This is a genomic window from Neptunomonas sp. CHC150, assembly GCF_030397555.1.
GTDB classification, from domain to species: Bacteria; Pseudomonadota; Gammaproteobacteria; order Pseudomonadales; family Balneatricaceae; genus Neptunomonas; species Neptunomonas phycophila.
Genome location: NZ_JAPNXU010000010.1, coordinates 212,926 through 237,936 on the forward strand (window position 1 = coordinate 212,926; position 25,011 = coordinate 237,936).

The 25,011-nt window shown below is 45.1% G+C and carries 26 protein-coding genes; 10 read left to right on the forward strand and 16 right to left on the reverse strand.

The genetic code is table 11. The features are described from left to right. Positions 1-15 precede the first annotated feature (15 nt). The 4 genes from urtD to urtA all read right to left on the reverse strand — a co-directional run bounded on the left by urtD (position 16) and on the right by urtA (position 4,985). Positions 16-855 carry an urea ABC transporter ATP-binding protein UrtD gene (gene urtD, locus OW491_RS12755; protein ID WP_075171117.1) on the reverse strand — a complete coding sequence of 280 codons (840 nt, stop codon included), beginning with the start codon at positions 853-855 and terminating at the stop codon, positions 16-18. Further along, positions 852-1,940 carry an urea ABC transporter permease subunit UrtC gene (urtC, locus tag OW491_RS12760; protein WP_290036334.1) on the reverse strand — a complete coding sequence of 363 codons (1,089 nt, stop codon included), beginning with the start codon at positions 1,938-1,940 and terminating at the stop codon, positions 852-854. Before urtC ends, urtD begins: the two co-directional genes overlap by 4 nt. Before the next feature lie 3 nt (positions 1,941-1,943). Continuing rightward, positions 1,944-3,440 (reverse strand): urea ABC transporter permease subunit UrtB, encoded by a 1,497-nt coding sequence (gene urtB / locus OW491_RS12765; RefSeq protein WP_290036336.1) that lies wholly within the window; start codon positions 3,438-3,440, stop codon positions 1,944-1,946. Between the two features lie 306 nt (positions 3,441-3,746). After that, entirely contained in the window at positions 3,747-4,985 is a 1,239-nt protein-coding gene (gene urtA / locus OW491_RS12770; RefSeq protein ID WP_075173381.1) for an urea ABC transporter substrate-binding protein, read from the reverse strand. A gap of 333 nt (positions 4,986-5,318) precedes the next feature. Between urtA and OW491_RS12775 the strand changes: the two genes are divergently transcribed. From OW491_RS12775 to OW491_RS12785, 3 genes are all read left to right on the forward strand, one after another. After that, entirely contained in the window at positions 5,319-5,516 is a 198-nt protein-coding gene (locus tag OW491_RS12775) for a hypothetical protein (protein ID WP_075171115.1), read from the forward strand. Positions 5,517-5,708: 192 nt separating this feature from the next. Further along, the gene (locus tag OW491_RS12780; RefSeq protein ID WP_075171114.1) at positions 5,709-6,011 is read left to right on the forward strand and encodes a c-type cytochrome; all 303 of its coding nucleotides are present in this window, start codon (positions 5,709-5,711) and stop codon (positions 6,009-6,011) included. Between the two features lie 45 nt (positions 6,012-6,056). Beyond that, on the forward strand, positions 6,057-7,124 hold the full coding sequence (locus OW491_RS12785; RefSeq protein WP_290036339.1) for a hypothetical protein: 1,068 nt from the start codon (positions 6,057-6,059) through the stop codon (positions 7,122-7,124). 9 nt (positions 7,125-7,133) lie between these two features. On the opposite strand, the gene OW491_RS12790 is transcribed toward OW491_RS12785, so the two are convergent. Further along, a complete protein-coding gene (locus OW491_RS12790) occupies positions 7,134-7,991 on the reverse strand; it encodes a ThiF family adenylyltransferase (RefSeq protein WP_075171112.1) in 858 nt (285 codons plus the stop codon). Between the two features lie 215 nt (positions 7,992-8,206). Between OW491_RS12790 and OW491_RS12795 the strand changes: the two genes are divergently transcribed. After that, positions 8,207-9,034, forward strand: coding sequence for a PEP-CTERM sorting domain-containing protein (locus OW491_RS12795; protein WP_290036341.1), 828 nt, complete (start codon positions 8,207-8,209; stop codon positions 9,032-9,034). Between the two features lie 72 nt (positions 9,035-9,106). On the opposite strand, the gene OW491_RS12800 is transcribed toward OW491_RS12795, so the two are convergent. Together OW491_RS12800 and pomA are read right to left on the reverse strand one after the other, a co-directional pair. Next, on the reverse strand, positions 9,107-10,048 hold the full coding sequence (locus OW491_RS12800; RefSeq protein ID WP_277251681.1) for a flagellar motor protein MotB: 942 nt from the start codon (positions 10,046-10,048) through the stop codon (positions 9,107-9,109). A gap of 9 nt (positions 10,049-10,057) precedes the next feature. Beyond that, on the reverse strand, positions 10,058-10,816 hold the full coding sequence (gene pomA / locus OW491_RS12805; RefSeq protein WP_075171109.1) for a flagellar motor protein PomA: 759 nt from the start codon (positions 10,814-10,816) through the stop codon (positions 10,058-10,060). A 171-nt stretch (positions 10,817-10,987) separates the two neighbouring features. On the opposite strand from pomA, the gene OW491_RS12810 reads away from it, so the two are divergent. The 4 genes from OW491_RS12810 to OW491_RS12825 all read left to right on the forward strand — a co-directional run bounded on the left by OW491_RS12810 (position 10,988) and on the right by OW491_RS12825 (position 15,061). Further along, positions 10,988-11,227 (forward strand): exodeoxyribonuclease VII small subunit, encoded by a 240-nt coding sequence (locus tag OW491_RS12810; RefSeq protein WP_075171108.1) that lies wholly within the window; start codon positions 10,988-10,990, stop codon positions 11,225-11,227. A 3-nt stretch (positions 11,228-11,230) separates the two neighbouring features. Next, on the forward strand, positions 11,231-12,109 hold the full coding sequence (locus OW491_RS12815; protein WP_290036345.1) for a farnesyl diphosphate synthase: 879 nt from the start codon (positions 11,231-11,233) through the stop codon (positions 12,107-12,109). After that, entirely contained in the window at positions 12,110-13,849 is a 1,740-nt protein-coding gene (locus OW491_RS12820) for a 1-deoxy-D-xylulose-5-phosphate synthase (protein ID WP_290036346.1), read from the forward strand. 132 nt (positions 13,850-13,981) lie between these two features. Further along, on the forward strand, positions 13,982-15,061 hold the full coding sequence (locus OW491_RS12825) for a hypothetical protein (protein ID WP_290036348.1): 1,080 nt from the start codon (positions 13,982-13,984) through the stop codon (positions 15,059-15,061). 74 nt (positions 15,062-15,135) lie between these two features. Here the strand turns inward: OW491_RS12825 and ribA are convergent, their stop codons facing one another. The 9 genes from ribA to glyA all read right to left on the reverse strand — a co-directional run bounded on the left by ribA (position 15,136) and on the right by glyA (position 22,512). Then, positions 15,136-15,744 carry a GTP cyclohydrolase II gene (ribA, locus tag OW491_RS12830; RefSeq protein ID WP_277251673.1) on the reverse strand — a complete coding sequence of 203 codons (609 nt, stop codon included), beginning with the start codon at positions 15,742-15,744 and terminating at the stop codon, positions 15,136-15,138. A gap of 99 nt (positions 15,745-15,843) precedes the next feature. Then, on the reverse strand, positions 15,844-16,320 hold the full coding sequence (locus OW491_RS12835) for a phosphatidylglycerophosphatase A (protein WP_290036350.1): 477 nt from the start codon (positions 16,318-16,320) through the stop codon (positions 15,844-15,846). 11 nt (positions 16,321-16,331) lie between these two features. Continuing rightward, positions 16,332-17,345, reverse strand: coding sequence for a thiamine-phosphate kinase (gene thiL / locus OW491_RS12840; RefSeq protein ID WP_290036351.1), 1,014 nt, complete (start codon positions 17,343-17,345; stop codon positions 16,332-16,334). Between the two features lie 3 nt (positions 17,346-17,348). Beyond that, complete coding sequence (gene nusB / locus OW491_RS12845; RefSeq protein ID WP_075171101.1) at positions 17,349-17,831, reverse strand: transcription antitermination factor NusB; 483 nt, start codon at positions 17,829-17,831, stop codon at positions 17,349-17,351. A 6-nt stretch (positions 17,832-17,837) separates the two neighbouring features. Then, positions 17,838-18,311, reverse strand: coding sequence for a 6,7-dimethyl-8-ribityllumazine synthase (ribE, locus tag OW491_RS12850; RefSeq protein ID WP_075171100.1), 474 nt, complete (start codon positions 18,309-18,311; stop codon positions 17,838-17,840). Between the two features lie 9 nt (positions 18,312-18,320). After that, complete coding sequence (ribBA, locus tag OW491_RS12855) at positions 18,321-19,442, reverse strand: bifunctional 3,4-dihydroxy-2-butanone-4-phosphate synthase/GTP cyclohydrolase II (protein WP_075171099.1); 1,122 nt, start codon at positions 19,440-19,442, stop codon at positions 18,321-18,323. Further along, entirely contained in the window at positions 19,439-20,608 is a 1,170-nt protein-coding gene (ribD, locus tag OW491_RS12860) for a bifunctional diaminohydroxyphosphoribosylaminopyrimidine deaminase/5-amino-6-(5-phosphoribosylamino)uracil reductase RibD (protein WP_290036353.1), read from the reverse strand. The genes ribBA and ribD overlap by 4 nt, the downstream gene beginning before the upstream one ends. Further along, positions 20,605-21,093 (reverse strand): transcriptional regulator NrdR, encoded by a 489-nt coding sequence (gene nrdR / locus OW491_RS12865; RefSeq protein WP_075171098.1) that lies wholly within the window; start codon positions 21,091-21,093, stop codon positions 20,605-20,607. Before nrdR ends, ribD begins: the two co-directional genes overlap by 4 nt. 162 nt (positions 21,094-21,255) lie before the next feature. Continuing rightward, positions 21,256-22,512, reverse strand: coding sequence for a serine hydroxymethyltransferase (gene glyA / locus OW491_RS12870; RefSeq protein ID WP_290036355.1), 1,257 nt, complete (start codon positions 22,510-22,512; stop codon positions 21,256-21,258). Positions 22,513-22,739: 227 nt separating this feature from the next. Between glyA and OW491_RS12875 the strand changes: the two genes are divergently transcribed. Both OW491_RS12875 and ettA read left to right on the forward strand, forming a co-directional pair. Further along, the gene (locus tag OW491_RS12875; RefSeq protein WP_075179173.1) at positions 22,740-23,138 is read left to right on the forward strand and encodes a glutathione S-transferase N-terminal domain-containing protein; all 399 of its coding nucleotides are present in this window, start codon (positions 22,740-22,742) and stop codon (positions 23,136-23,138) included. Between the two features lie 110 nt (positions 23,139-23,248). After that, the gene (ettA, locus tag OW491_RS12880) at positions 23,249-24,907 is read left to right on the forward strand and encodes an energy-dependent translational throttle protein EttA (protein ID WP_290036358.1); all 1,659 of its coding nucleotides are present in this window, start codon (positions 23,249-23,251) and stop codon (positions 24,905-24,907) included. Positions 24,908-25,011: the final 104 nt, after the last annotated feature.

Sequence of the window (25,011 nt, forward strand, 5' to 3'; positions counted from 1 at the left end):
TCCTATCGTCAGCGGCTATTCGCCCAAATATACTTCCACTACTTTGGGATCGTTCTGTACTTTATCCATGGAGCCTTCTGACAGCACACTGCCTTGATGTAAAACGGTGACTGTGCGCTCTTTGCCCGCTAAGCTACGCACAAAATCCATATCATGCTCCACCACAACAACCGAGTGACGGCCCGCCAACGATATGAGCAACTCGGAAGTTCGATCCATTTCTTGATGAGTCATGCCTGCAACAGGCTCATCCACTAACAACAAGCGCGGTTTTTGCATGAGTAGCATGCCAATTTCTAGCCATTGCTTTTGGCCGTGGGATAAGCGCCCCGCTGGCATACCCACATTCTCTTTTAAACCAATAAGAGCCACTGTTTCCATGAGCATGTCGCTCTGCTCACTATTTAGTTTGGCATTCAGTATGGTCCAGACTTTGCGATCGTCGGCCATGGCCAGCTCTAAGTTTTGCCAGACGGTGAGCTCTTCGAACACCGTTGGCTTTTGAAATTTCCGCCCAATACCCGCCTGAGCTATGGCAGGCTCATCCATCTCTAGTAAGTTGATGGTTTGGCCAAACCACGCCGTACCAGAATCCGGCTGAGTTTTGCCGGTAATGATATCCATCATGGTCGTTTTACCTGCTCCATTAGGGCCAATAATACAGCGCAACTCGCCATCATTAATGTAAAGATTAAGATTGTTAATCGCTTTAAATCCATCAAAGCTAACAGAGATATCTTCTAAGTAGAGCAGGATGTTTTTATCAACATTCAAGTTACTGGCTTGCTTGGGCACCATAAACGGATAAACATGGTCTCGATTGACCATATGCTCAAATGCACTTTTTACACTCATGCCTGTGCCTCCTTACGCGATAGCAGCCCAACCACCCCTTTAGGTAAGAGTAGAGTAACAAGAACAAAAATCCCCCCCAGCGCAAACAACCATATTTCCGGCAGCTCAGCGGTTAGGTACGTTTTTGCGTAGTTGATCAGTAAAGCCCCGACAATGGCACCAAACAATGTTGCCCGACCACCTACGGCTACCCAGACAACAACTTCGATGGAGTTTAGCGGCGAAAATTCATTCGGGTTGATGATACCTACTTGTGGCACATACAGCGCCCCTGCAACACCGGCTAAAATTGCAGAAATAACAAATACCCATAACTTTACATTCTCAACACGATATCCCATGAAGCGGGCACGTGATTCAGAGTCACGAACCGCCACACAAACGCGGCCTAATCGGCTATTCATGAGAAAGCGACATACTATGTAGCCTGCTATCAAGGCGATAGCCGACGCAATAAACAACGCAATGCGTGTACTGTCTTCTTGCAAAGAAAACCCGAGCAAGTCTTTAAAGTCTGTTAAGCCGTTATTACCACCAAAACCCATCTCATTCCGATAAAACGCAAGCATCAATGCATACGTCAACGCTTGCGTGATAATAGATAGATACACCCCGGATACGCGTGACCTAAAGGCTAACCAACCAAACACAAATGCCAACAGCCCTGGGACTAAAGCTATCATGATGGCCGCAAACCAAAACTGATCAAATCCATACCAAAACCAAGGGAGTTCTTGCCAATCAAGGAAGACCATAAAATCGGGTAACTCGGGATTGCCATATACACCCCGATCACCAATCTGGCGCATTAAATACATGCCCATGGCGTAGCCGCCGAGCGCGAAAAAAGCACCATGCCCTAAAGTAAGAATCCCCAAATACCCCCAAACAAGGTCAACAGCTACCGCGAGTAAAGCTAAGGTAAGGTACTTACCCAACAAGGTTACCGTATACGTTGGCACATGAAAGGCACTGGTTTCGGGAACCGCAAGGTTGAGAATCGGGACAATAACCACCAACGCCAACACCAAACTTAATACAATTTGGCCACCACGGTCATTCTGCAAAACAGTCAGCAGTCTCATGGCTTAACCCTCCGCCGCACGGCCACGTTGAGGGAATAATCCTCGTGGACGCTTTTGAATAAATAGAATGATAAACACCAGCACCAAAATTTTTGCCAATACCGCTCCAGCCCAAGGCTCTAGCACTTTGTTAGCTACTCCTAAGCTCAAACCCGCAACCAGCGTACCCCACAGGTTGCCCACACCGCCAAAAACCACAACCATGAAAGAGTCGATGATATACGCTTGTCCCAAATTAGGACCAACGTTAGTGAGCTGTGATAACGCCACTCCTGCCACACCCGCGACCCCTGAACCTAGCCCAAAGGTCAGCGCATCTACTCGGTTAGATCGCACGCCCATGGCTTGCGCCATCGCTCTATTTTGCGATACCGCACGCACTTGCAAACCCAGCGGTGTTTTTTTCAAGACGAGTGATAAAGCAAAGAACACAATTAAGCAGAACAATATGATGTACAAGCGGCTCTCTGTTAGCGCAAAGACAGGGTTAATTTGGATAAGTCCACTCATCCATTCGGGTGTCTCAACACTGCGGTTCAGCGGCGAGAATATAGATCTGACAGCTTGCTGCAAAATAAGGCTAATACCGAAAGTTGCCAGCAAGGTTTCTAATGGACGACCATATAAAAAACGAATGACACCGCGCTCAATAGCAATCCCAACAAGCCCAGAGACAATAAACGCAGCCGGGATTGCAATAATAACCGACATCCCTATATGGTTAGGCATCAGCTGCTGAATAACATAAGTGGTATACGCACCAATCATAATCAACTCGCCGTGGGCCATGTTAATGACCCCCATTACGCCGAACGTAATGGCCAAACCTATGCCTGCAAGTACTAGTACTGACCCCAAACTCAGCCCAAAATATAGCGTTTCTAACCAACCATAATATTCAATTTTATTATCAATACCGTTAATGACCTTTTGAGCTTGCTGTTGCAGGTCTTCTGAAGGGTGATCATTCACAATATTCAGTAAAGCTGCTCGCACCTCTTGCTCTAAAGAGCCATCGACGCGCTCAATCGCTTGAGCTACGGTAGCCGCGTCATCACTTTTCAGGTCATTAACCGCTAGCGCTGTACCGATTAAGGATTTTACACCGGCATTCTGCTCTTGAGTAAAGCGTGTTTTAAGCAACAAAACAGTGCTGGGCGAAAGGTCCTTCATCAAATCACGAACCGCTACTTCACGCACTCCGGGGTCGGTGGCATTGAGTTCCATTTCAGCTGTTAATTGTGTAATAACACCACGCAGCGCATTATTTAATGTGACTTTTTTGAAGTCTCGTTTACGGGAAATAACTTGTGATTGGCCATCAAAGTTAATAGCTTCCGCGCCCGTATCATAATTTTTTATAATAAATAACTGCTTATCTTTTTTATGATAAAAAAGCTGACCATCACCTAATAGTTTTAATACTTCTTTGGTATCTGGGTTATTTTCACTGGCTAACAACTGAAGCGCCTCTGATTTATCATCAAAAGAGCTACTCATTAATAACTCACCAGCTTTCCCCAAATCACTTATGGCATAGGTTGGTAATGAAAAACTAGTCAGGAAAAGTAGAACAAGAAAAAGTCGAGCCATGCTTGAGTAACAAGCACTAACGCGATTAGAGAAGAAATATAGAGGCATAATCAACTCACTTTAAAGAGTGATAGTAGGGAAAATTTCTCTCCCTAGAAATAGAGCAGCCGAGACAGTTATGTCATATCAATCTATCGAAACGACACAGTCTATTGTAAATAGCAAGCATTACTGATAAGGGCTCTATTACTAGAGCCCTACACATTATTCTGATTAGTAGTTTTGACCAGAACACTTAGCGGTTTTGACGTTGTAGTTACCGCACGACAACGGCGCACGCCAATCAGAGATCAAATCTTTAGATCCTTCCAAGAAATCAGACCACGCATCCCCCGCAACTGTCCCTGAAGTATTCCAAACAACTTCGAATTGACCATCGTCCTGAATTTCCCCAATCAATACAGGTTTAGTAATGTGGTGGTTAGGCATCATAGTAGAATAGCCACCCGTCAAGTTAGGTACGCTAACCCCAATGATTGCCTCTTGTACGGCTTCAGAGTCCGTTGTACCTGCTTTTTTAACCGCCTCTACCCACATATTAAAACCAATGTATGTCGCTTCCATTGGGTCATTAGTTACGCGATCTTCGTTTTTAATATAACTGTGCCACGCATCAATAAACTCATCATTAGCGTCTGCCTCTACGCTCATGAAGTAGTTCCATGCAGCCAGATGACCAACCAGTGGCGCTGTATCGATACCAGACAGCTCTTCTTCACCTACCGAGAAAGCAACAACGGGGATATCTTCAGCCGACACACCTTGCGAGCCTAACTCTTTATAGAAAGGAACGTTGGCGTCACCATTAATGGTAGAAACCACAGCAGTTTTCTTACCCGTAGAACCAAACTTTTTAATGTCCGACACAATTGACTGCCAATCTGAATGACCGAAAGGCGTGTAATTGATCATGATGTCTTCTTCAGCGACACCTTTATCTTTTAAATACGCTTCAAGCACTTTGTTAGTCGTACGCGGATAAACATAGTCAGTACCCGCAAGAACCCAGCGCTCAACCCCTTGATCCATTAAATAATCAACAGCGGGAATGGCTTGTTGATTTGGTGCTGCTCCAGTGTAAAAAACGTTTTTAGAGGACTCTTCCCCCTCATACTGAACCGGATAGAACAACAGGTTATCGGTCTCTTCAAACACCGGCAAAACTGACTTACGAGATACCGAAGTCCAGCAGCCAAATACCGCAGATACTTTATCTTTCTCTACAAGCTCACGCGCTTTTTCGGCAAACAAAGGCCAGTTTGATGCAGGGTCAACGACGACTGCCTCTAATTGTTTGCCCAGCAAACCGCCTTTCTTATTTTGCTCTTCAATGAGCATGAGTACAGTGTCTTTCAGCGTTGTTTCACTGATCGCCATTGTGCCTGATAGGGAGTGCAACACGCCGACTTTAATAGTATCTGCCGCGAATGCCGATTGAGCCGCGATCGCCATTGATAATGTGCAAGCTGCGCCTAACAGGTTTTGTTTAAATGCCTTCACCGTAGTACTCCTTTATTATGTAAGTTCTAAGGGGTTCTAAAGCACAGAATGTTCCAATAGGATTTTTTAAATACAAATCAATAGGTTACAAACAAAACCAGTCATTTCATTTTTTACTGCGCAATCAAATCGCCCCAAATAAATCTAACGCACCAAGATGACGCACCACATAAGTGCGATTTTTATGAACTTTTGCTGAATATATGCCTCTTATTAGGTTGCTGACATATTTCTGTCATATTTTTGTTAGATGATGCAGCAGCTTATAAGAACGAGGAAAACACGATGGAACGACATCACTTACATGCTCAACTGAAGCAAATGTTGAAGCGCGGCCACACAGCCGAAGAACTACGCCAATCATTCGATTTACCGAATACTGTTATTAATGAGGCCATTGAAACTTGCCTTTCGGAAATTCGAAATGAACAGCGTTATCAGCGTAGCCAACAAAACCAAGCTAGCTATGCAATGGGTCTGTAATTAACAGACAACACTATCGATTGCCGATGAAAGCATAAACGCTTTCATCCGGCACTCAACTCCCTTTTAGCACTCCCCTCCTACTAAAGTCCTGCGACGCTATACCGCACTATTCAGCAATAGCCTTTAAGAGTTAGAGTATTCCTTCTATTATTTAGATGACTTGTGAGCCCCAACTATAAAGGTACCATTATGATAAAAGTCTTTATTAGCGTTAGCGCATTGTTATTCATTCCTCTTACTGCACATGCCGAGCGTGGAGGCGAAGAAGTTTACAATGCCAAATGCTTTGTATGCCATGCACAAGGCGTTGCAAATGCACCTAAATTTGGCGATGCTGCCGCCTGGAAACCACGTATAGATAAAGGAATGGATGCGTTACTTGCTACAGCTAAATCTGGTATCAATGCCATGCCTCCAATGGGCACATGCATGGATTGCTCAGATAACGAAATGAAAGCCGCTATTCAGTTTATGCTAGATAGCGCTAAATAGTGGTAACTGGCATGTTTATATTCTAAACATCAAGGAGAAAGGGTAATGGATATTGTAACGATTAAGAAAATCATCCAAGCGGCTTTACTGGGATGCACACCTGACAACTCGACAGTTTTTCGTTACGCTATTACCCCTCTGACTACAAACCAGCCAACCATCAAAATTTTTTACAACTCTGAAAAGGTCGCTGGTAAATCATTTCCTAAAGACGACCCCGCCATTTATTTAGCCCTAGGGTGTGCCCTATACAATATTAAAGCATGCTGCAAGGAGCTATCATTAGAAGTGAGTGTAGATATAGCAACCAAGGAAAACAATTCTGATCTACTAGCACTCATTTCTTTATCTAAGTTACCACCTGAAAAAGAGGAAATATCATCTACTATACAGGTTATAAAAAAAAGACATACGGACAGAGGTGCGTATCATAAAAAAATATCTGAAAAAGATAAGCAAGCCATTCAAGATATTACAACTAGATCCACACGAAATTCCACTTTGCTTTTTGAAAGCAAAGATAAATCATCTCTTATAAAACTGATCCAGAAAGCCTCTGAAATCCGCTTTCAAGTCAAAGAGATACATGCTTTACTTAAAAACAGCTTACAGTTTGATAACTCACAACCTGATGGGCTTCACATTAACACTCTAGCTCTTCCGCCAGGTGGTAAGTATTTTCTAAAATTCATATCAAAGTGGGATAATTTAGCCCTTATTAATAAAATAGGTGGGTATAAATTACTCGCATCACAAGAGACCGCTCTATTAAAAAACTCTCCTTGTTTGTTAATTCTTAGAGGGAAGGGAAGCCAACTTGATTTCATTAGCTCTGGAGAAGAGTTATGCCACGTTTGGACTAGTTTAAATAACGCGGGATACAGCGTTCACCCATATTATGTCATACCGGATATATTGCATAGGCTGGATATGAAAACGCTGCCTAGTAAGCATCATGTGCAAGCTGAACACTTACTCTTGGAGGGAGCTGCCCTACTCGAAAAGGATAAAGAATTTGTTTATATGATTTTACGTATTGGAAAAACCAAAAAATCTGCCATCCGCTCTACAAGACCTGATATTGAAAGCATTCTAAGCATTGAAGACCATTAACGAATACAGCTACTTTTTTGATATCCGTTTCTTAGCGATATTGAATACTAGTTTTTGTATAATATTTTTATTACCCCAAGGGCGGTAAGTCCGCTTTGATCTATTTAGATAGGCGTCCACATGATACCCATATGGAGCGGCCAACACCGTTCCTCGGTTGAGTAAAATTTTTACCGCATTAGCTCCCGCAACGCCAGCACATAAATCACAACCTATAACTGTTGACGGTCCTTTTCCTTTTGTAAAATCTACAGTTCCATCACTGATTAAATATTTAACTTGCATTAAAGAAGGAGATAGCCCAACCAGAAATTTAATATAGTTATCTTCCTCATCTTCCCCAAAATCAAAATATTCTTCAAAGCTCATACCATTTGGATCAAAATATAAAAAGGCAGACCCCATCCCTAAAGGTGCAGCAGTAATAGCAGGTATTCCCTTTTCTCTACACTTTGCAAAAACTTTACGGCGTATTTCTAAACAAAAGAAATCTAAAGAATCGACGTAAATATCTACATCACGTAAGAAGTCGTCAAGGTTAGAGTCATTAACACCTTCATTAAATTTATTAATTTTACTATTTGGATTAATATCGAGCGCCAATTCCGTCATTACATCTATTTTTTTTCTATCGATAGTAGAGCAAAAAGCTCCAGATTGACGGTTAAAGTTTTGCAGCTCAAATATATCGAAATCTGATATATTAAATGCACTAATCCCTAAGCGAGAAAGCGTGATTAAATGGGCTCCCCCTACTCCCCCTAATCCAGCAATAGCCACACGTTTGTTTTTTAATGAAGCTTGCTCCGAATTAGAAAACCAGCCTATATTTCGAGAGAACGCAGTTTCGTCGCTAAATTGATACACAAGAAGCACCGTATTTTTTATTAATAGTAAAACTATAGCAAAAAAATAAACTTTATCCCTTTTATTTTTAGTGTCAGCTTTATTTACAATCGCGCTTTAATTACAAAACACATAAACCCACAAACCTTTTAGAAACAACAAATTAAGAATGTAGGCACATAGCTTGCAAAGCTTACTCTGTAGAATGACCCCCCATTTACAAACGGAGTTTTAACATGGACTTTAAAAAAACAATCTTAACAGCAGCGACTGCTGTTGCACTCAGCGGTGCAGCAAATGCGGATATTGTTAATGTAGGCGGCGTGACTTGGGACACAGATGCTGTTAGTGACTTCTTTTCTGAAGCATCATTAACTGAAATGCAAGTACAAGTGACTGGCGATACTCTTTCCGGTTTCGGTTTGATCTCGTCTTTAAACTCGTTAACTGGCCCAAACGCTAGTAGCTTTTGCCCTTCGTGCGAATTAACTTTCGAATTCAAAAATTACACATTAGTCGACACAAACCCTCTCGACAGTGAATTCTACTTCACTGGTGGTGTGTTAAGCATGTATGTAGATTCTACACCTGATTATACTCTTACAAATGCACCCGATGGCGGTCTAAGCACTGCAACTAACGGTACATTATGGTTAGAGCTTGCCAGCGTAAGCTATTTCGAACCTACTTATGGTGAGACTGGTACTTTGTTTGGCTCACTAACTGCCGGGTCAATTTCAAGCCCTGAAGCAGATGAGCGCGGTAGCGGTGACGGTTTCTTCGAAGTAACTGGTGGCTTGGCTGCTGATTATTTCGATACCGATACATTTACTGATATTCAGCAAGCTGACGGTTCTACTGTAACTGCTGACTTCTCTTTCTCTTCAAGCTTCCAGCCTAGCGACGCCTTTGCCAACTTTGGTGTTGGCTTAGCGCTTCGCGGTACTGGTGAATTACGTGGTGACTCGGTTACTGTTCCTGAGCCATCATCACTTGCACTTCTAGGCTTAGGCGCTTTAGTCGCTGGGGCTGGTATGCGTCGTCGCAAGCAAAAAGCAGCATAATTGCTAGTTCTATTAAAAAAGCCGATGGCATACGCCATCGGCTTTTTTTAAACCATTAAAGAGTAACAAAAACTAAAAAATATCCTCCGGCGCCAAACTTTCTCCTTCACTATCGCCTAAGCCCCTCGCCTGTATTTTTTCTAATAGTTCTTTATCCCTGCCTCGTTGAATCACAATCTCTACTCGACGATTAGTCGCTCTGTTTTCAGCCGTGTTATTTGGCACCAAAGGCTTTGTATCCGCATGTCCAATAATTTGATACTTAGTCTGATCTATTCTCTCATCATCAAAAAGCTCATTTGCAACCGCTAAAGCCCTGGCGGCCGACAGATCCCAATTCGAGAAAAACGCACGGCCGGAATAAGGGATATTATCCGTGTGCCCTTCAATCGAAACATTGCCAGGCACATCCAGTAATACATCACGAATTTTTGCCATCACAGGTATATACTCAAACTTCAACTCGGCCGACCCTGAAGAAAACGAGCCTTTTTCTTGAACCCGTATAATGACTTTTGTTTGATCGGTTTCTACTTCAACAGCACCATCACCTATTTCTTGAGCCAATGCTTGCGCAAATTGCACAGCCTGCTCACGAGCCTCTTCCTCCATTTGCTGCTCTAGCTGCTGCATCAGTTCTGCTTCACCGTCTTGCTTATCCTTAGTCTCTGAATCGCCTTCAACTGATCGAATATCCAAGGTATTCATATTATTGTTGACGGTCATTTGCCTCACTTCATTCAACGGTGTTGGTTCTGGCCTACCAGGACTAAACTCTTGGGCAATTATTGATGTGCCTTTGGGGATATCTTCAACCTTAATTTGGTTTTGAACACCAAAAGCCTCACGCATTGATCCTGCGAGTTGCTTAAACTTTAAAACATCCATTTCAGAAAAAGATAATAGCAGTACGAAAAAACACATTAACAAAGACATTAAGTCCGCAAAGGTAGCGACCCACCCGGGAAGACCGGCCGCACAGGGAGGACATTCTTGTTCAGCATCATCACTCATGATCTACTCCTAATCCCCTGCCGCTGGACGCTTCTTCTCAGGCAAGTAATTACGTAGCATTTGCTCAATGACCCGAGGGTTTTGACCTGCCTGAATAGCTAATAGTCCATCAATAACCAATGATTGATTAAGCGCCTCTTCGTTATTTCGCACCGTTAACTTGTCAGCGATGGGCAATGCCACCATGGTCGCTATCATGGCTCCATAAAGCGTTGTTAACAAAGCAACCGCCATCGCAGGACCGATCGATTTAGGGTCACTCATATTCGATAACATCTGTACCAAACCTACGAGAGTACCAATCATTCCCATCGCAGGAGCAACATCGCCCATAGCTTTAAAGATATCTATTCCGGATTCATGGCGTTCAGCCGACAGCTTCATCTCTTTATTTAGGAGTGCTTTAACCACCTCTGGGTCATGGCCATCAACCAATAGCTGGATTCCCCGCTGCATAAAATCACTACTAACAGTTTTATCTTCAAGTGAGAGCAAACCACCTTTACGAGCGGCGTCTGCCAATTCTACAGTCTCTGAAATAATGGTTTCTGGGCTGATCGATTTAAACATAAACGATTTACCCATAATTTTACCCACACCCAGGAACTGCCCCAGCGTAAATTTCATTAAAGCGACCAGTAGCGTTCCGCCCACTACTATCAATAATGAAGGTGCGTTTACAAACGCCCCAATATCACCACCGCTAAACATCGCCGCAATAACAATGCCGAAGCCGCCTAAAAGCCCGACGAGCGTCGCTATATCCACTGAGATCTCCTTTTACTACAAGCTGATGACTATGTGTTTATGTGTTTTTCAGGGATAATGTCAATGATATGGACACAAGCCCTCTGCGCCTTTTATCGGCCGATCTTGCAATTGATTGACCACTAGTTTGTGTTTCGCTAACGTACCGTCAAGTTTTAACAGGATGCCTCTATGCCCCGTAAAAAAAAGACGCCCGACTTTGAACAATCACTATCCGACCTCGAAGCACTCGTCAGTCGAATGGAACAAGGCGAGCTCACGCTAGATGATTCACTTGCTGCATTTGAAGACGGCATACGACTTACACGCGAATGCCAATCATTCTTGGATCAAGCCGAGCAAAAAGTTCAGATCCTTAGCAGCAACGACGGCAAGCTAACCGTAGCGCCATTTGACACTGAACAGGATTAATCAATGCGGCTGCGTCACATGCTAGATCATTACAAACAACGTACTGAAAGCCAGCTAAACCAGTTCCTATTGCATTCAAGTATAGACCCGGTTTTACAAGAAGCGATGCGATATGGCTTATTTAATGGTGGCAAAAGAGTTCGCCCATCACTGGTGTATATTACTAACGAGATACTAGAGGGTCATGTCGACGCCGCCGATCGTGCCGCATGTGCGATTGAGTGTATTCATAGCTACTCTCTCGTACATGATGACTTACCCGCAATGGACAATGATGACTTACGTCGCGGCAAGCCCACATGCCACATTGCCTATGATGAAGCGACAGCTATTCTTGCAGGTGATGCGTTACAATGTTTTGCCTTTGAGCTTTTAAGCCAAGAAACCACCCACCCGGGCCAACAACTCGCCATGATTCAAGTCTTGGCTAAAGCCAGTGGCGATAAAGGTATGTGCGCAGGGCAATCGTTTGATTTAAGAAACGTCAATAAACCTCTAACGTTGACGCAACTAGAAGAGATGCACCGCTGCAAGACCGGCGCATTAATTAATGCATCACTTGAACTTGGATATCTTGCATCGGGCTGCCAGGATGAAAAAATACGCCATGCGTTACAACTTTATGGAGATGCCATTGGCCTGGCTTTTCAAGTTAAAGATGATATTTTGGACGTCGAAGGCGATACGGCTACACTGGGTAAACCACAAGGTTCAGATGTGGACCAAAACAAACCAACTTACCCCGCCTTGCTTGGCATGGACGCAGCCAAGGCAAAACTGCAATCTTTGCATAGCCAAGCCCACGATGCGCTATCACCCTTACACCAAAAAGGTGAGCCGCTAAAAGCTATGGCTGACTTCATTTGCCAGCGGTCACATTAGATGTTTACAGAAATACCTAGCACGCGCCCGGACACGCCACTACTCAACAGTATTAATAACCCAGCACAGCTTCGCCAACTAAGCCCTGAATTGTTACCCAACCTTGCTGACGAGCTTAGGGCTTTTTTACTGTACAGCGTAGGACAAACGGGCGGGCATTTTGGTGCTGGCTTAGGTGTTGTAGAACTCACTATTGCGCTGCACTTCTTACTGAACACCCCTGATGATCATTTAATTTGGGACGTAGGTCATCAATCCTACCCGCACAAAATACTCACCGGTCGGCGTGAAGCGTTACTCACTATTCGTCAACCTGAAGGCTTAGCCCCCTTCCCCAGACAAGCAGAAAGCCAATATGACGCCTTTGGTACAGGCCACTCCAGCACCTCCATCAGTGCTGCATTAGGCATGGCTGTTGCCGATAAAATAAAAGGATTAAAAAATAAGAGCGTTGCCGTCATTGGTGACGGTGCGTTAACTGCAGGAATGGCATTTGAAGCCCTCAATCATGCCGCACATACCGGTGCAGACTTACTGGTAATCCTCAATGATAACGACATGTCGATTTCGCCCAACGAAGGCGGACTCGCGACTTATTTAGCGAAAAACCTTAAATTAGCCAATAATCGAGGGGCAACGACAGCCGCTTTGTTTGAGGCATTAGCATTTGAATACCACGGTCCTGTGGACGGTAATGATTTTAATAGCTTACTACCAGCACTCAGTAACAGCCTAAACAAAGCAGGCCCCCAGTTCTTACACATCACAACCATTAAAGGCAAGGGGTTTGCCCCTGCCGAAAACGACCCTGTTGGTTATCACGCCATTACCAAACTAGAACCAATCACAGCGTCTCCAAAAACCAAGCCCCTAACTTACGCTAACTACTTTGGGCAATGGATAGTTAATGCTGCCAACCGAGACGATAGATTAGTGGGTATAACGCCAGCTATGCGTGAGGGTTCAGACTTAGTAGCCTTTTCACAACAATTTCCAGACCGGTACTTTGATGTAGCAATAGCCGAGCAACACGCTCTCACCTTCGCTGCGGGCCTTGCCAGCGCGGGTATGAAACCGGTTGTCGCCATTTACTCTACTTTTTTACAACGCGCCTATGATCAGCTCATTCATGATATTGCAATCCAAAAGCTCGACGTCCTGCTAGCCATTGACCGAGCAGGTCTGGTAGGCGAAGACGGAGCCACGCACGCTGGCTGTTTTGATATCGCGGCTCTTCGCTGTATTCCAGACATAATCATCATGACACCGTCGGATGAACAGGAGCTGCTGCTCATGCTCAATACGGGCTTTCATTACAATGGTGTGGCCGCAGTCCGCTACCCACGTGGCTCAGGGAGCTGTCAACATCCAAAGATCACGGATGAGCAAATTCCTATAGGCAAAGGCAAGGTTCTTCGGGAAGGGAAAACCGGTATCGCTATCCTTAATTTTGGTGCTCTGCTCCCAGAATCAAACGCACTAGCAATAGACAAGGGGCACACTCTAGTTGATATGCGCTTTGCCAAGCCAATTGATACAATGCTGATTGATCAAATACTCAGCACACATCACCACATAATCACCGTTGAGGATCATTCAATCGTCGGTGGTGCAGGATCGGCTGTAGCTGAACATCTAGCCAAGAAAAGCTGGAACGGCACTATAGAAATCAAAGGCATAGCTGATCAATGGATCGAACACTCCAGCCGCACGGCTCAAATACAAAAAATATTTGAATAAATTTTTGTAAAGTTCCTTTAGACATTGACGGTTAAGGTCGACAACTGTCTAATTACAGCTAAATTATTTAGTTAGTGGAACTTTTTTCGAAAAGGTCTAGCTTTGCTACCCGTCTTAACAAGGAGTTTATTAATGTCTTTCAAAATGCGCCTATTGGCTCTCATCATCATGGGCACTGGACTAACAGCGTGCGGCGGCGGTGGAGGTAGCAATGACAACTTGTTTAACCCTGCTGAGGACACAACCGATGCTACAACAGAAGATGGTGACCCAACGGTTGATGATGGCACTGCGGATGATGAAGATAGCGGCCTATCTACTTCTGATTCAGGGGATGTTTTCACAGTAGAAAACGAGTTTATAGGGTTTTACATAGAAAGCCCCCAGTACGACCCAACTAGCTATAGTGTTGGAGCGGTTTATATTAGAACGTTTCTAACCCCTGACAACATGGAGGAAGGCTTTATTTTTGAAGGCATTTCTTCATTCCACTATGAAGATTGCCAAGATGACAACCTCTTCACCTACACGGGGATCCTGCAACCCGATGACTCATTAGAGTCTTATCAAGCCAATGCGACTATAGATGGAATTTCACAAACTTATAATGTAGATTTAACGTGGGATGGGAGTGGCTACAAGGGGCCTTATAACTTAGCTGCCTCGGCCAACATCAACAACAACTGCTTAACCCATCAACAAGCTGTTAGAGGGAAAATAGAAGTATACCCACTAAACACGACACAATTCACAGATACACTATCTGACTCGGTAATTTCATTCAGCACCGAAGGCACTCGCACTATTAATTGGAATTATACAGAATTCTCCGATGTTGCAAGCGATATTGAACACATCTCTATCAGCGTTATCGACAAGGATGCGTTAGATTCCATAGGCTTCTTCTCTGACGAATACCTACTCAGAGCTGAACTTGAGGCATTACAAGACGACCCTAGTGCTGATTCCGATGATATTGAAGCGGCAGAACAGGCGCTATCGAGCGCTTTAAACAACCATAGACTTCAAATGACAGAAGATGTTTTCTTGTTCCAGCAAACTATATCGGGTTCATTAACAAGCTTCACACTACCGGATGATGTCGATTTAGTCAGCGGCGGAAAATATTTATTAAACCTGACAGCTTGGTCTTCTGATGGCGAATCAAACTTCGTCTACTACCATTCAAGTCATGAGTTCTTTGCGAATTAAATAAATAAATAAATAAATAAAAAGGAGCACTCTGATAATCACAGTGCTCCTTTTTTATATTGATAATTAGCAAACTAGTCTTTGTTGAAATGCTCTTCCGTCATCATATGACCCAGCTTACCCATTTTTGTCGCTAGGTATTGTTCGTTATGGCTATTTTTACCCACCTGTAGCGGCACCCGTTCAGCAACGTTAACACCATAGGTTTTTAGCGCTGCCACTTTACGCGGATTATTAGTCATTAAATTAACGGACTTAATTCCCAAATGCGCTAGCATAGGGTCACACATACTGTAATCGCGCATATCAGCTGCGAATCCAAGCTGCTCATTGGCCTCGACCGTATCAGCACCTTGGTCTTGCAGGTGGTACGCTTTAATCTTATTTAACAAACCTATTCCGCGACCTTCTTGACGAAGGTATAACAACACTCCACGACCAGCTTCCGAGATGCGTTTCAATGCCTCTTGCAGCTGAAAACCACAATCACAACGCAAGCTAAATAAAGCATCCCCGGTTAAGCATTCAGAATGGATACGTGCGAGCACGGGTTCATCACCACTAACATCGCCATAAACTAGTGCAATGTGGTCTTTACCTGTTTCAGTGTCCTCAAAGCCTACCATAGTAAATGTCCCCCATGGCATGGGAAGCTTCGAATCCGCTACGTATTCAATTGTCACGTATCATTCCTCTGTAAAATCAAGCCACGCAGTTTAGCAGCGATGGCGAATATTAAGTAACGATAATCCATTACTAACCGGTGCTTTTTTGGCTTTTATTTAACCAATCCATGCAACACATAAATGCAAGCACGCCAGCGCCAGCACACCCGCCAAGACGTCATCAAGCATAATACCTAAGCCTCCATGGACATGCTTATCACACCAGCTAATAGGCCAAGGTTTCCAAATATCAAATAGCCTAAACAGAGCAAACCCTAGCAATATATTCAGGCCTGTGACGGGAACGGCGATCATTGTTATCCAAAAACCAACAAACTCATCCCACACAATTCCGGGATGATCATGCACCTTTAGCTCTCTAGCTGCTTCTCCACACAGGAAAATCCCAATAATAGCTGCGGCGAACACTGTCGCAATGTAGGCTTGTGTATCGAGAAGAGATAACGCTAAATAAAAAGGAATAGCCGCTAATGTACCGACTGTTCCCGGCGCTTTCGGAGATAACCCACTCCCTAAACCAAAGGCTAAAAATTGAGCTGGATGCGTAAAAACTGAACGTGGTGTTGGTTGCATAGTTTAACTTATTACTCTTTTGAGGGCCGGCCATTGGCCGGCTGAGAAAAATGGCGGTACCCGCTCAACGCTTCCGCATCAATACCCCTGACCACACGATCATTTGGGTCTGAAGTGATCGAGCCCACAACGCGAATCGGCAATCCAGTTTCATGCCTAATTGACTGCAGCTTTAACTCGTTGGTTGGATTAATAGTAAAACAAAGCTCAAAATCTTCCCCACCGGTTAATGCCCAACTAATCGCCTGCTTATTCCCCACTAAACGCCCCAAAGCAGCCGAATAAGGCAGGCAATCCGCATTTATCTCGACTCCGACTTTTGATGCCTTAAGTAGATGCTCAACGTCGCCTAACAGACCGTCTGAAATATCTATACAAGCCGTAGCCGTATCGATGAGAGCCTCTCCTAGCGCTATACGAGGTTCCGGGCGGTAAAAGCGATCGAGCAAATATTGAGCATCAGAGCTAACGCTATCCATCGCGGAGCCATCATCTTGGGTTTGTTGCTCAAGCAAATATAGCCCACCGCGACTATCTCCCAACGTTCCGCTTACGCACAATAAGTCGCCTACTTTCGCGCCGCTTCTCATCAGCGCCATACCAGCAGGGACCCAACCATGAACCGTTGCAGTTAAAGACAAAGATCCACGCGTGGTGTCACCACCGATCAATTGAATGCCGTACTCATTGCACGCGTCGTGTAGAGCAGACGAGAATAAAGACAACCAATCATGGTCAACCTCAGGCATCGTAATCGCCAATGAGATCCACGCCGGAATAGCCCCCATTGCGGCAAGGTCGCTTACTGATGCACCCAACAGCCTCCACGCCAAATCATCGGCAGGGGAGTTCGCAAAAAAGTGAGTACCCACTACCAAGCTATCGGTTGATACTACAAGCTGATAACCTGGTGGAACGCTCAGCACCGCACAATCATCACCAATGCCCGCATATACTCCGCGGTCTATGTCCGCTTCAGAATTTGGCGGCGTAAAGTAATGACTGATTAGCTCAAACTCATCCATGTTTTATGATGACAACCGCTTTGCCTGTATTTCAGTCAAACGAACACGACCAGCCACCTTATCTAAAATACCGTTGATATAACGGTGGCTATCGGTAGCACCAAAAATCTTTGCTAAATCAACGCTTTCGTTAATGGCTACACGGTACGGCACTTCAATACGGTGCTTCAGCTCAAAACAACCTATGCGTAATGTTGCCAACTCGACGGGATCTAGATCATCGAGTGCGCGATCCAAGAAAGGAACATACAAGGCATCTAAATCTGTTTTGTGCTCAGCGACACCATGAAGCAAATCGTGAAACAGCTTGATATCAGTCGACTTCATATCGTTATCAACACGAAATTGAGCTTCAATTTCATTAATGGCTTGTCCAGCCATTTGCCACTGATACAAGGCTTGCAACGCAAAACTACGCGCAGAACGGCGCTGCTCCGTCAACGATGCTTTTTTCTTACGTGGAGCGGGGGATGTTTCTTCAGTCATTTGACATTATGCCTCAAGGTTACGCAATAAACTCACCATTTCCATGGCTGATAAAGCGGCTTCCGCGCCTTTGTTTCCGGCTTTTGTACCCGAGCGCTCGATGGCCTGCTCAATACTGTTTACCGTCAAAATACCGTTCGCTACTGGGATGTCGAAATCCAATGAGATTTGAGCAACACCACCAGAGCTTTCACCAGACACATATTCAAAGTGCGGTGTACCACCACGAATAACAGCACCTAATGCAATGATGGCATCGTCTTTCTTTTGCTCAGCAACTTTTTTTACTGCCAATGGAATTTCAAACGCACCCGGCACACGGACAACACGTACCTTGTCATCGCTTACTCCATGGCGTTTTAGCGCGTCCAGCGCACCTATTAACAAGCTCTCAACGACAAACTCATTAAAACGACCTACGACGATTGTGTAACGGCCATCAGCCGAAACGAAATCACCTTCTATTACAGTTACAGACATGGGAATTCCCTATGATTCATCACAACTAATGTATTCCACAATTTCCAGATCGAAGCCAGAAATCGCATTAAACTTCATTGGTGCACTTAATAAGCGCATTTTACTCACACCCAGATCTCGTAGTATTTGTGATCCAGTACCAACCATCAGATAAGCACCCGACGCGTTGTGCGTGGCAGGCCGACGATGCACAGGCTTGCCTAGCAAGCGATCGAGTGCCGCTCCAATATCTTCACGACGCCCATTATCCAGCAGTAGCACCACACCTTTGCCTTCCTCAGCAACCGACTGCATGGCTTGCTGCATGGTCCATTTCGATTCGCCTTCACGCGTCACGCCCACTAAATCTCGTAGCACGTCACCACGGATGTGCACACGCACCAAGGTTGGATCTTCAGGCGTAATATCGCCTTTAACCAGCGCCATGTGCGTAACATCCTGAATAGTGTCGTGATAGGTCACATAGTTAAATTCGCCAAAGTCCGTCGCCAAAACACCTTCAGATTGCTTTTCCACTGTGCGTTCATTAGTGGTGCGATAATGGATTAAATCCGCGATCGTACCTATCTTAAGATTATGTTTTTCTGCAAACACTTCTAAGTCAGGGCGCCGTGCCATGGTGCCGTCATCATTCATGATTTCAACGATAACTGATGCAGGCGTCATTCCGGCCAAACGCGCCAAATCGCAACCCGCTTCAGTGTGCCCTGCCCGGCTTAACACGCCACCAGGTTGCGCCATGAGTGGGAAAATATGTCCAGGTTGAACTATATCTTCTGGCTTTGCATTTGCTTTTACCGCCGTTCTAACCGTTAATGCACGATCCGCCGCAGAAATACCGGTGGTCACTCCTTCAGCGGCTTCAATAGAAACCGTAAAGTTTGTGGCGTACACAGTGCCATTACTTTGCACCATTAACGGGAGTTTGAGCTGCTCGCATCGTTCACGTGTCAGCGTTAAACAAATCAAACCTCGACCGTGAGTTGCCATAAAATTGATATCTTCAGGACGAACCATTTCTGCCGCCATGACAATATCGCCTTCATTTTCGCGATCTTCATCATCCATCAAGATAACCATTTTGCCTTGACGGATATCTTCAATAATTTCTTGTGGCGTATTCAGCTTCATAACCCAGCCTGTGTCGATTGGTTAATACGATCATTAAAATGATAGGTTAGACGTACATCTTCACCTAAGTGGCGCACATCAGTGAGTATCAGTCGTTGTTGCTCTCGCATCTCCGATAGCGGTAAGTCAACTAATGGACGAGCTTGCGACCCAAGTAAAGTGGGAGCCATATAAACCACTAGCTCATCGACCAACTGCGCCTGAATAAATGCACCCGCTAAACGCGCGCCCGTTTCCACTAATACTTCGTTACATTGCTCCTGCTTTGCCAAGTAGTTTAGCAAAGCAGGTAAATCAATCCCTTGAGGTGAAGCAGGCATCACTAACTGTTCACATTCAAGACCAACTGATGCCATCGCCTCTTCTTGGGTTACGACCTGAACCGTCCGTCCTGACTGCTGAATGATAGATGCCGATTTGGGCAAACGAGCATGACTATCCAATACCACACGTAACGGTTGACGAATAAAACCATTTTCATCAGCTAAATCTACATCACGGACAGTGAGCGCAGGATCATCAAGTAAGACCGACTCAATGCCTGTAATAATGGCCGAGCTACAGGCCCTAAGCCGCTGAACATCACTACGAGCGGCAGCTCCTGTAATCCACTGCGACTCCCCACTACTCATAGCCGTTCGCCCATCTAAACTCATGGCTAGTTTTACACGAACAAATGGTTTGCCCGTCTCCATGCGTTTAATAAAGCCTGGGTTTAACGCTCGCGATTGAGTTTCTAGCAAACCCACCTCAGTGCTTATGCCTGCGGCTTTCAACATGCCCAGCCCACGCCCAGCAACACTTGGGTTTGGATCTTGCATCGCACTGACAACACGCGCCAACCCCGCATCAATCAACGCTTGGGCACACGGGGGCGTGCGACCAAAGTGACTACAGGGTTCTAATGTGACATAAGCCGTTGCACCACGCGCCTCATCCCCAGCCTCCCGCAAGGCATTAACTTCTGCATGCCCCTCGCCGGCTCGGATATGATAGCCTCGGCCTACAACTGTGTTGTTTTTAACAATGAGGCAACCAACACGAGGGTTTGGATCCGTTGAATAAACACCGCAACGCGCTAACCGGATTGCTTCCGCCATACATTGGTAATCATTGGCAGACCATGACGAACCACCTGTAACAAAACCTGAATCAACCGGATTCATGCTTTACCTTCTGACTGTTTACCGTCTGGCAGATCATCAACAGACAAGCGCTCAATCTCTTCCCGGAATTCGTTAATATCTTGAAAACTGCGATATACAGAAGCAAAACGCACATAGGCAACCTGGTCTAACTTACGCAGTTCAGACATCACTTCTTCACCAAGCTGGCGTGATGGCAATTCGCGTTCACCGGTAGCTCGAAGGCGATGCTTAATACGATTAATACAGGCTTCGATAGCCTCAACGCTCACAGGGCGCTTTTCGAGTGCTCGCTGGATACCGGCGCGGAGTTTATCTTCATCAAAAGGTTGGCGAGTGCCGTCCGCTTTAATCAAGCGAGGCATAAGAAGTTCGGCAATTTCAAACGTGGTAAAGCGCTCATGACAGGCGATACATTCACGACGACGCCTTACCTGCTGGCCTTCAGCCACCAAGCGGGAATCGACCACTTTAGTTTCATTGGTTCCGCAAAACGGGCAATGCATAGCGTGTTCCTGTCAGTAAAGAGCGTGGACACTAGTAGACTGGTATTGCAAAAATACGTTCAGCCTTGATTAGTTGTCCTAAATAAAGAGCGATGTAATTTTGTCATAACGACAAAAAGGGCGACTCAATGAGCCGCCCTGCGCATTCTACCGATTTACGCGTTATTTATAAACCGGGAAACGCGCGCAGATATCAACAACCTGGCCTTTAACACGTGCAATAACGTCTTCGTTGTTGATGTCATCAAGGATATCGCAGATCCAATTAGTTAACTGGGCCACTTCTTCCTCTTTAAAGCCGCGACGTGTCACCGCAGGTGTACCAATGCGAATACCCGATGTCACAAATGGAGAGCGCGGGTCATTAGGTACCGAGTTTTTATTCACGGTAATATTTGCGCGACCTAACGCAGCATCGGCATCTTTACCCGAGAACTCTTTGTCGATCAAATCGACCAAGAAAAGGTGGTCTTCAGTGCCATTTGAAACGATGTTAATACCACGAGACATAAATGTCTCAGCCATCGCTTGTGCGTTTTTAACCACTTGCGCTTGGTATGCTTTCCACTCAGGCTCCATTGCTTCTTTGAAGCAAACGGCTTTAGCAGCAATAACGTGCATGAGTGGGCCACCTTGCGATTCAGGGAATACCGCAAAGTTTAATTTTTTCTGCAGATCTTCATCAGCTAGCTTAGATAAGATCAAACCGCCACGTGGACCACCTAATGTTTTATGCGTCGTTGTAGTCACCACGTGCGCATGATCCATTGGAGATGGGTACACGCCCGCCGCCACTAAACCTGCAATGTGTGCCATATCAACGAATAGGAAAGCACCTACTTTATCAGCGATTTCACGGAATTTAGCCCAGTCCACAATACGAGAATACGCAGAGAAACCAGCCACAATCATTTTTGGCTTATGCTCAACCGCTAAACGCTCAACTTCGGCGTAGTCAATTTCACCCGTATCAGGATTTAGACCGTACTGAACTGCGTTGTAGATACGCCCAGAGAAAGAAACCGATGCACCATGAGTTAAGTGGCCGCCATGTGCCAAGCTCATACCTAAAATAGTATCGCCTGCTTTACACAACGCCATATAAACAGCCGCGTTAGCTTGTGAGCCAGAATGCGGCTGAACATTAGCATAAGTTGCGCCGAACAATTCGCAAGCACGATCAATGGCTAGCTGCTCAACAATATCAACATACTCACAGCCACCGTAATAACGCTTGTTAGGATAGCCTTCAGCGTATTTGTTCGTCAGAGCAGAACCTTGCGCTTCCATCACACGAGGGCTGGTGTAGTTTTCAGATGCGATCAGTTCGATGTGCTCTTCCTGACGCGTCGTTTCTGATTGCATCGCTGACCACAGATCGGCGTCAAAGTCGGCAATTGACATATCTTTGCTAAACATAGCTATCCCCTAAGATGTAGGTCTTACCCGATATAGGACGGGCTTTCAAAAAAAGGTCGTTAATTATACGCCTAAAGCAGAAGAAAACACACTTGAAACTCGATCACGTTTCAACAAACTGCATTCATATTTTGAGCAGATCATCGTTAGACTGTGCGGAAAAGTTCCGAACCGTGATAAACTCCGCGCGTTTACTTTATCGACACCCTTAAATATAGGTATCCAAAATGCGCTTTGTTCGTTGGTTTCTAGGTAATCTCATCCTCTTTATCGATTTTATTACGACACCACGTGGTATTAAACGATCCCCTGATGCACAAGCTCAAGTAGATCAACAGACACGCATGCTAGCACTCTACCAATTCCATGCCTGTCCTTTCTGCGTCAAAGTTCGTCGCTCAATGAAACGTTTCAGCCTTAATATCGAATTACGTGACGCCAAAAACAACAGCATGTATCGAGAAGAGCTAGAAAAGGAAGGTGGCCGCATCAAAGTCCCTTGTTTACGGATAACAAATGATGACGGTAGCGTTAGCTGGATGTATGAGTCCTCTGACATTATTCGTTACTTAGAAAAGCGTTTTGTTGAAACAACACCAACAAATAGCCAACACAGCAAAGCGTAAATCACAGCGTTAGCACAAATAAGCTCCCCGAAAGCGTGACGAGATTAGCAATCGCCACGCTGCAAGGTTAAAATCAGCGGCAATTGATCGAACATCACCGCTGAGGGCTTATGGCACAGTACGTTTATACAATGAATCGCTTAGGCAAGATTGTTCCGCCTAAGCGTCAAATTCTCAAAGATATTTCTTTATCCTTCTTCCCTGGCGCCAAAATTGGCGTGCTCGGCTTAAATGGTTCGGGTAAATCAACCCTTCTAAAAATTATGGCGGGCGTAGATACCGATTTCATCGGCGAAGCGCGTCCCATGCCAGATTTGAACGTAGGTTATTTACCTCAAGAACCGCAGCTAGATGACAGCAAAACAGTTCGCGAAATTATCGAAGAAGCAGTAAGCGATGTTAAAAATGCTATGGCTGAGCTCGATCAGGTGTATGCGGCCTACGCAGAGCCTGATGCCGATTTTGAAGCACTAGCCAAGAAACAAGAAACACTTGAAAACCTCATTACCGCTAAAGATGGTAATAACCTTGATCTTTCTTTAGAGCGCGCAGCAGATGCCATGCGCCTACCACCTTGGGAAGCTAAAGTTGAGCACTTATCCGGTGGTGAACGTCGCCGTGTAGCGCTATGTCGCTTATTACTTGAAAAACCTGACATGCTGCTACTTGATGAGCCGACCAACCACTTGGATGCTGAGTCCATAGCGTGGATTGAACGCTTCTTACAAGAGTATACGGGCACTGTTGTGGCCATTACCCATGACCGTTATTTCCTCGATAATGCAGCTGGCTGGATCTTAGAGCTAGACCGTGGACACGGCATTCCTTATGAAGGCAACTATTCATCTTGGCTTGAGCAAAAAGAAAACCGTTTAGCTCAAGAAAGCAAACAGGAAGCCGCACACCAAAAAGCCGTTAAATCCGAGCTTGATTGGGTACGCCAAGGGCAGAAAGGCCGCCAAGCAAAATCTAAAGCGCGCTTAAAACAGTTTGAAGAAATGAATTCTCGCGAATTCCAAGAGCGGAACGAAACACAAGAGATCTATATTCCGCCAGGACCTCGTTTGGGTGACAAAGTCATAGAAATCAATAACGTAAGCAAAGCCTACGGCGACAAGTTACTGATAGAAAACATGAATGTTAGCATCCCTCAAGGAGCTATTGTTGGTGTTATTGGCGGTAACGGTGCGGGTAAATCAACGTTATTTAAAATGATTGCCGGCGAAGAAAAGCCTGATAGCGGCGAAGTTGTTCTAGGCAGCACAGTCAAGCTGGCTTATGTTGACCAAATGCGTGAGCTCGATGGAAATAACACCGTATGGCAAGAGCTGTCAGACGGTCAAGACATCATCACAATCGGCAACTACCAAACATCATCACGCGCCTATTGCGGTCGTTTCAACTTCAAAGGCTCCGACCAGCAAAAACGAGTGGGCGATCTATCAGGTGGTGAACGTAACCGACTGCACCTAGCCAAGCTACTAAAAGAAGGTGGCAACGTTTTACTACTCGATGAGCCAACCAACGATTTGGATGTAGAAACGCTGCGTGCACTAGAAGAAGCGCTGCTAGCGTTCCCAGGTTGTGCCGTTGTGATCTCGCATGACCGCTGGTTCTTAGACCGCGTATGTACGCATATGCTAGCGTACGAAGGCGATTCTCAAGTCACTTTCTTTGATGGCAACTACACTGAGTACGCTGAAGACTTTAAAAAGCGTTTCGGCAAAGACCACCAGCCAGAGCGCATTAAATACAAGCGCATCAACTAGTTACACAATAAAGCCCCGTTTAGGGGCTTTTTATTTTCTGTAATTTCACGCCACATTTTTACAGAAAATTGACTATCATAAATAGAGTTTATGAAACTGGCCTA

Bases quoted from the DNA above. Each gene is read 5' to 3' on its own strand.
- OW491_RS12780 (WP_075171114.1), top strand. From the start codon at position 5,709: ATGATAAAAGTCTTTATTAGCGTTAGCGCATTGTTATTCATTCCTCTT.
- urtB (WP_290036336.1), bottom strand. From the start codon at position 3,440: ATGAGTAGCTCTTTTGATGATAAATCAGAGGCGCTTCAGTTGTTAGCC.
- urtC (WP_290036334.1), bottom strand. From the start codon at position 1,940: ATGAGACTGCTGACTGTTTTGCAGAATGACCGTGGTGGCCAAATTGTA.
- OW491_RS12785 (WP_290036339.1), top strand. From the start codon at position 6,057: ATGGATATTGTAACGATTAAGAAAATCATCCAAGCGGCTTTACTGGGA.
- urtD (WP_075171117.1), bottom strand. From the start codon at position 855: ATGAGTGTAAAAAGTGCATTTGAGCATATGGTCAATCGAGACCATGTT.
- OW491_RS12835 (WP_290036350.1), bottom strand. From the start codon at position 16,320: ATGCAACCAACACCACGTTCAGTTTTTACGCATCCAGCTCAATTTTTA.
- OW491_RS12800 (WP_277251681.1), bottom strand. From the start codon at position 10,048: ATGAGTGATGATGCTGAACAAGAATGTCCTCCCTGTGCGGCCGGTCTT.
- OW491_RS12815 (WP_290036345.1), top strand. From the start codon at position 11,231: ATGCGGCTGCGTCACATGCTAGATCATTACAAACAACGTACTGAAAGC.
- ettA (WP_290036358.1), top strand. From the start codon at position 23,249: ATGGCACAGTACGTTTATACAATGAATCGCTTAGGCAAGATTGTTCCG.
- OW491_RS12875 (WP_075179173.1), top strand. From the start codon at position 22,740: ATGCGCTTTGTTCGTTGGTTTCTAGGTAATCTCATCCTCTTTATCGAT.
- OW491_RS12810 (WP_075171108.1), top strand. From the start codon at position 10,988: ATGCCCCGTAAAAAAAAGACGCCCGACTTTGAACAATCACTATCCGAC.
- OW491_RS12825 (WP_290036348.1), top strand. From the start codon at position 13,982: ATGTCTTTCAAAATGCGCCTATTGGCTCTCATCATCATGGGCACTGGA.
- ribE (WP_075171100.1), bottom strand. From the start codon at position 18,311: ATGTCTGTAACTGTAATAGAAGGTGATTTCGTTTCGGCTGATGGCCGT.
- ribD (WP_290036353.1), bottom strand. From the start codon at position 20,608: ATGAATCCGGTTGATTCAGGTTTTGTTACAGGTGGTTCGTCATGGTCT.
- nusB (WP_075171101.1), bottom strand. From the start codon at position 17,831: ATGACTGAAGAAACATCCCCCGCTCCACGTAAGAAAAAAGCATCGTTG.
- nrdR (WP_075171098.1), bottom strand. From the start codon at position 21,093: ATGCATTGCCCGTTTTGCGGAACCAATGAAACTAAAGTGGTCGATTCC.
- ribBA (WP_075171099.1), bottom strand. From the start codon at position 19,442: ATGAAGCTGAATACGCCACAAGAAATTATTGAAGATATCCGTCAAGGC.
- thiL (WP_290036351.1), bottom strand. From the start codon at position 17,345: ATGGATGAGTTTGAGCTAATCAGTCATTACTTTACGCCGCCAAATTCT.
- glyA (WP_290036355.1), bottom strand. From the start codon at position 22,512: ATGTTTAGCAAAGATATGTCAATTGCCGACTTTGACGCCGATCTGTGG.
- OW491_RS12820 (WP_290036346.1), top strand. From the start codon at position 12,110: ATGTTTACAGAAATACCTAGCACGCGCCCGGACACGCCACTACTCAAC.
- OW491_RS12775 (WP_075171115.1), top strand. From the start codon at position 5,319: ATGGAACGACATCACTTACATGCTCAACTGAAGCAAATGTTGAAGCGC.
- urtA (WP_075173381.1), bottom strand. From the start codon at position 4,985: ATGGCGATCGCGGCTCAATCGGCATTCGCGGCAGATACTATTAAAGTC.
- OW491_RS12795 (WP_290036341.1), top strand. From the start codon at position 8,207: ATGGACTTTAAAAAAACAATCTTAACAGCAGCGACTGCTGTTGCACTC.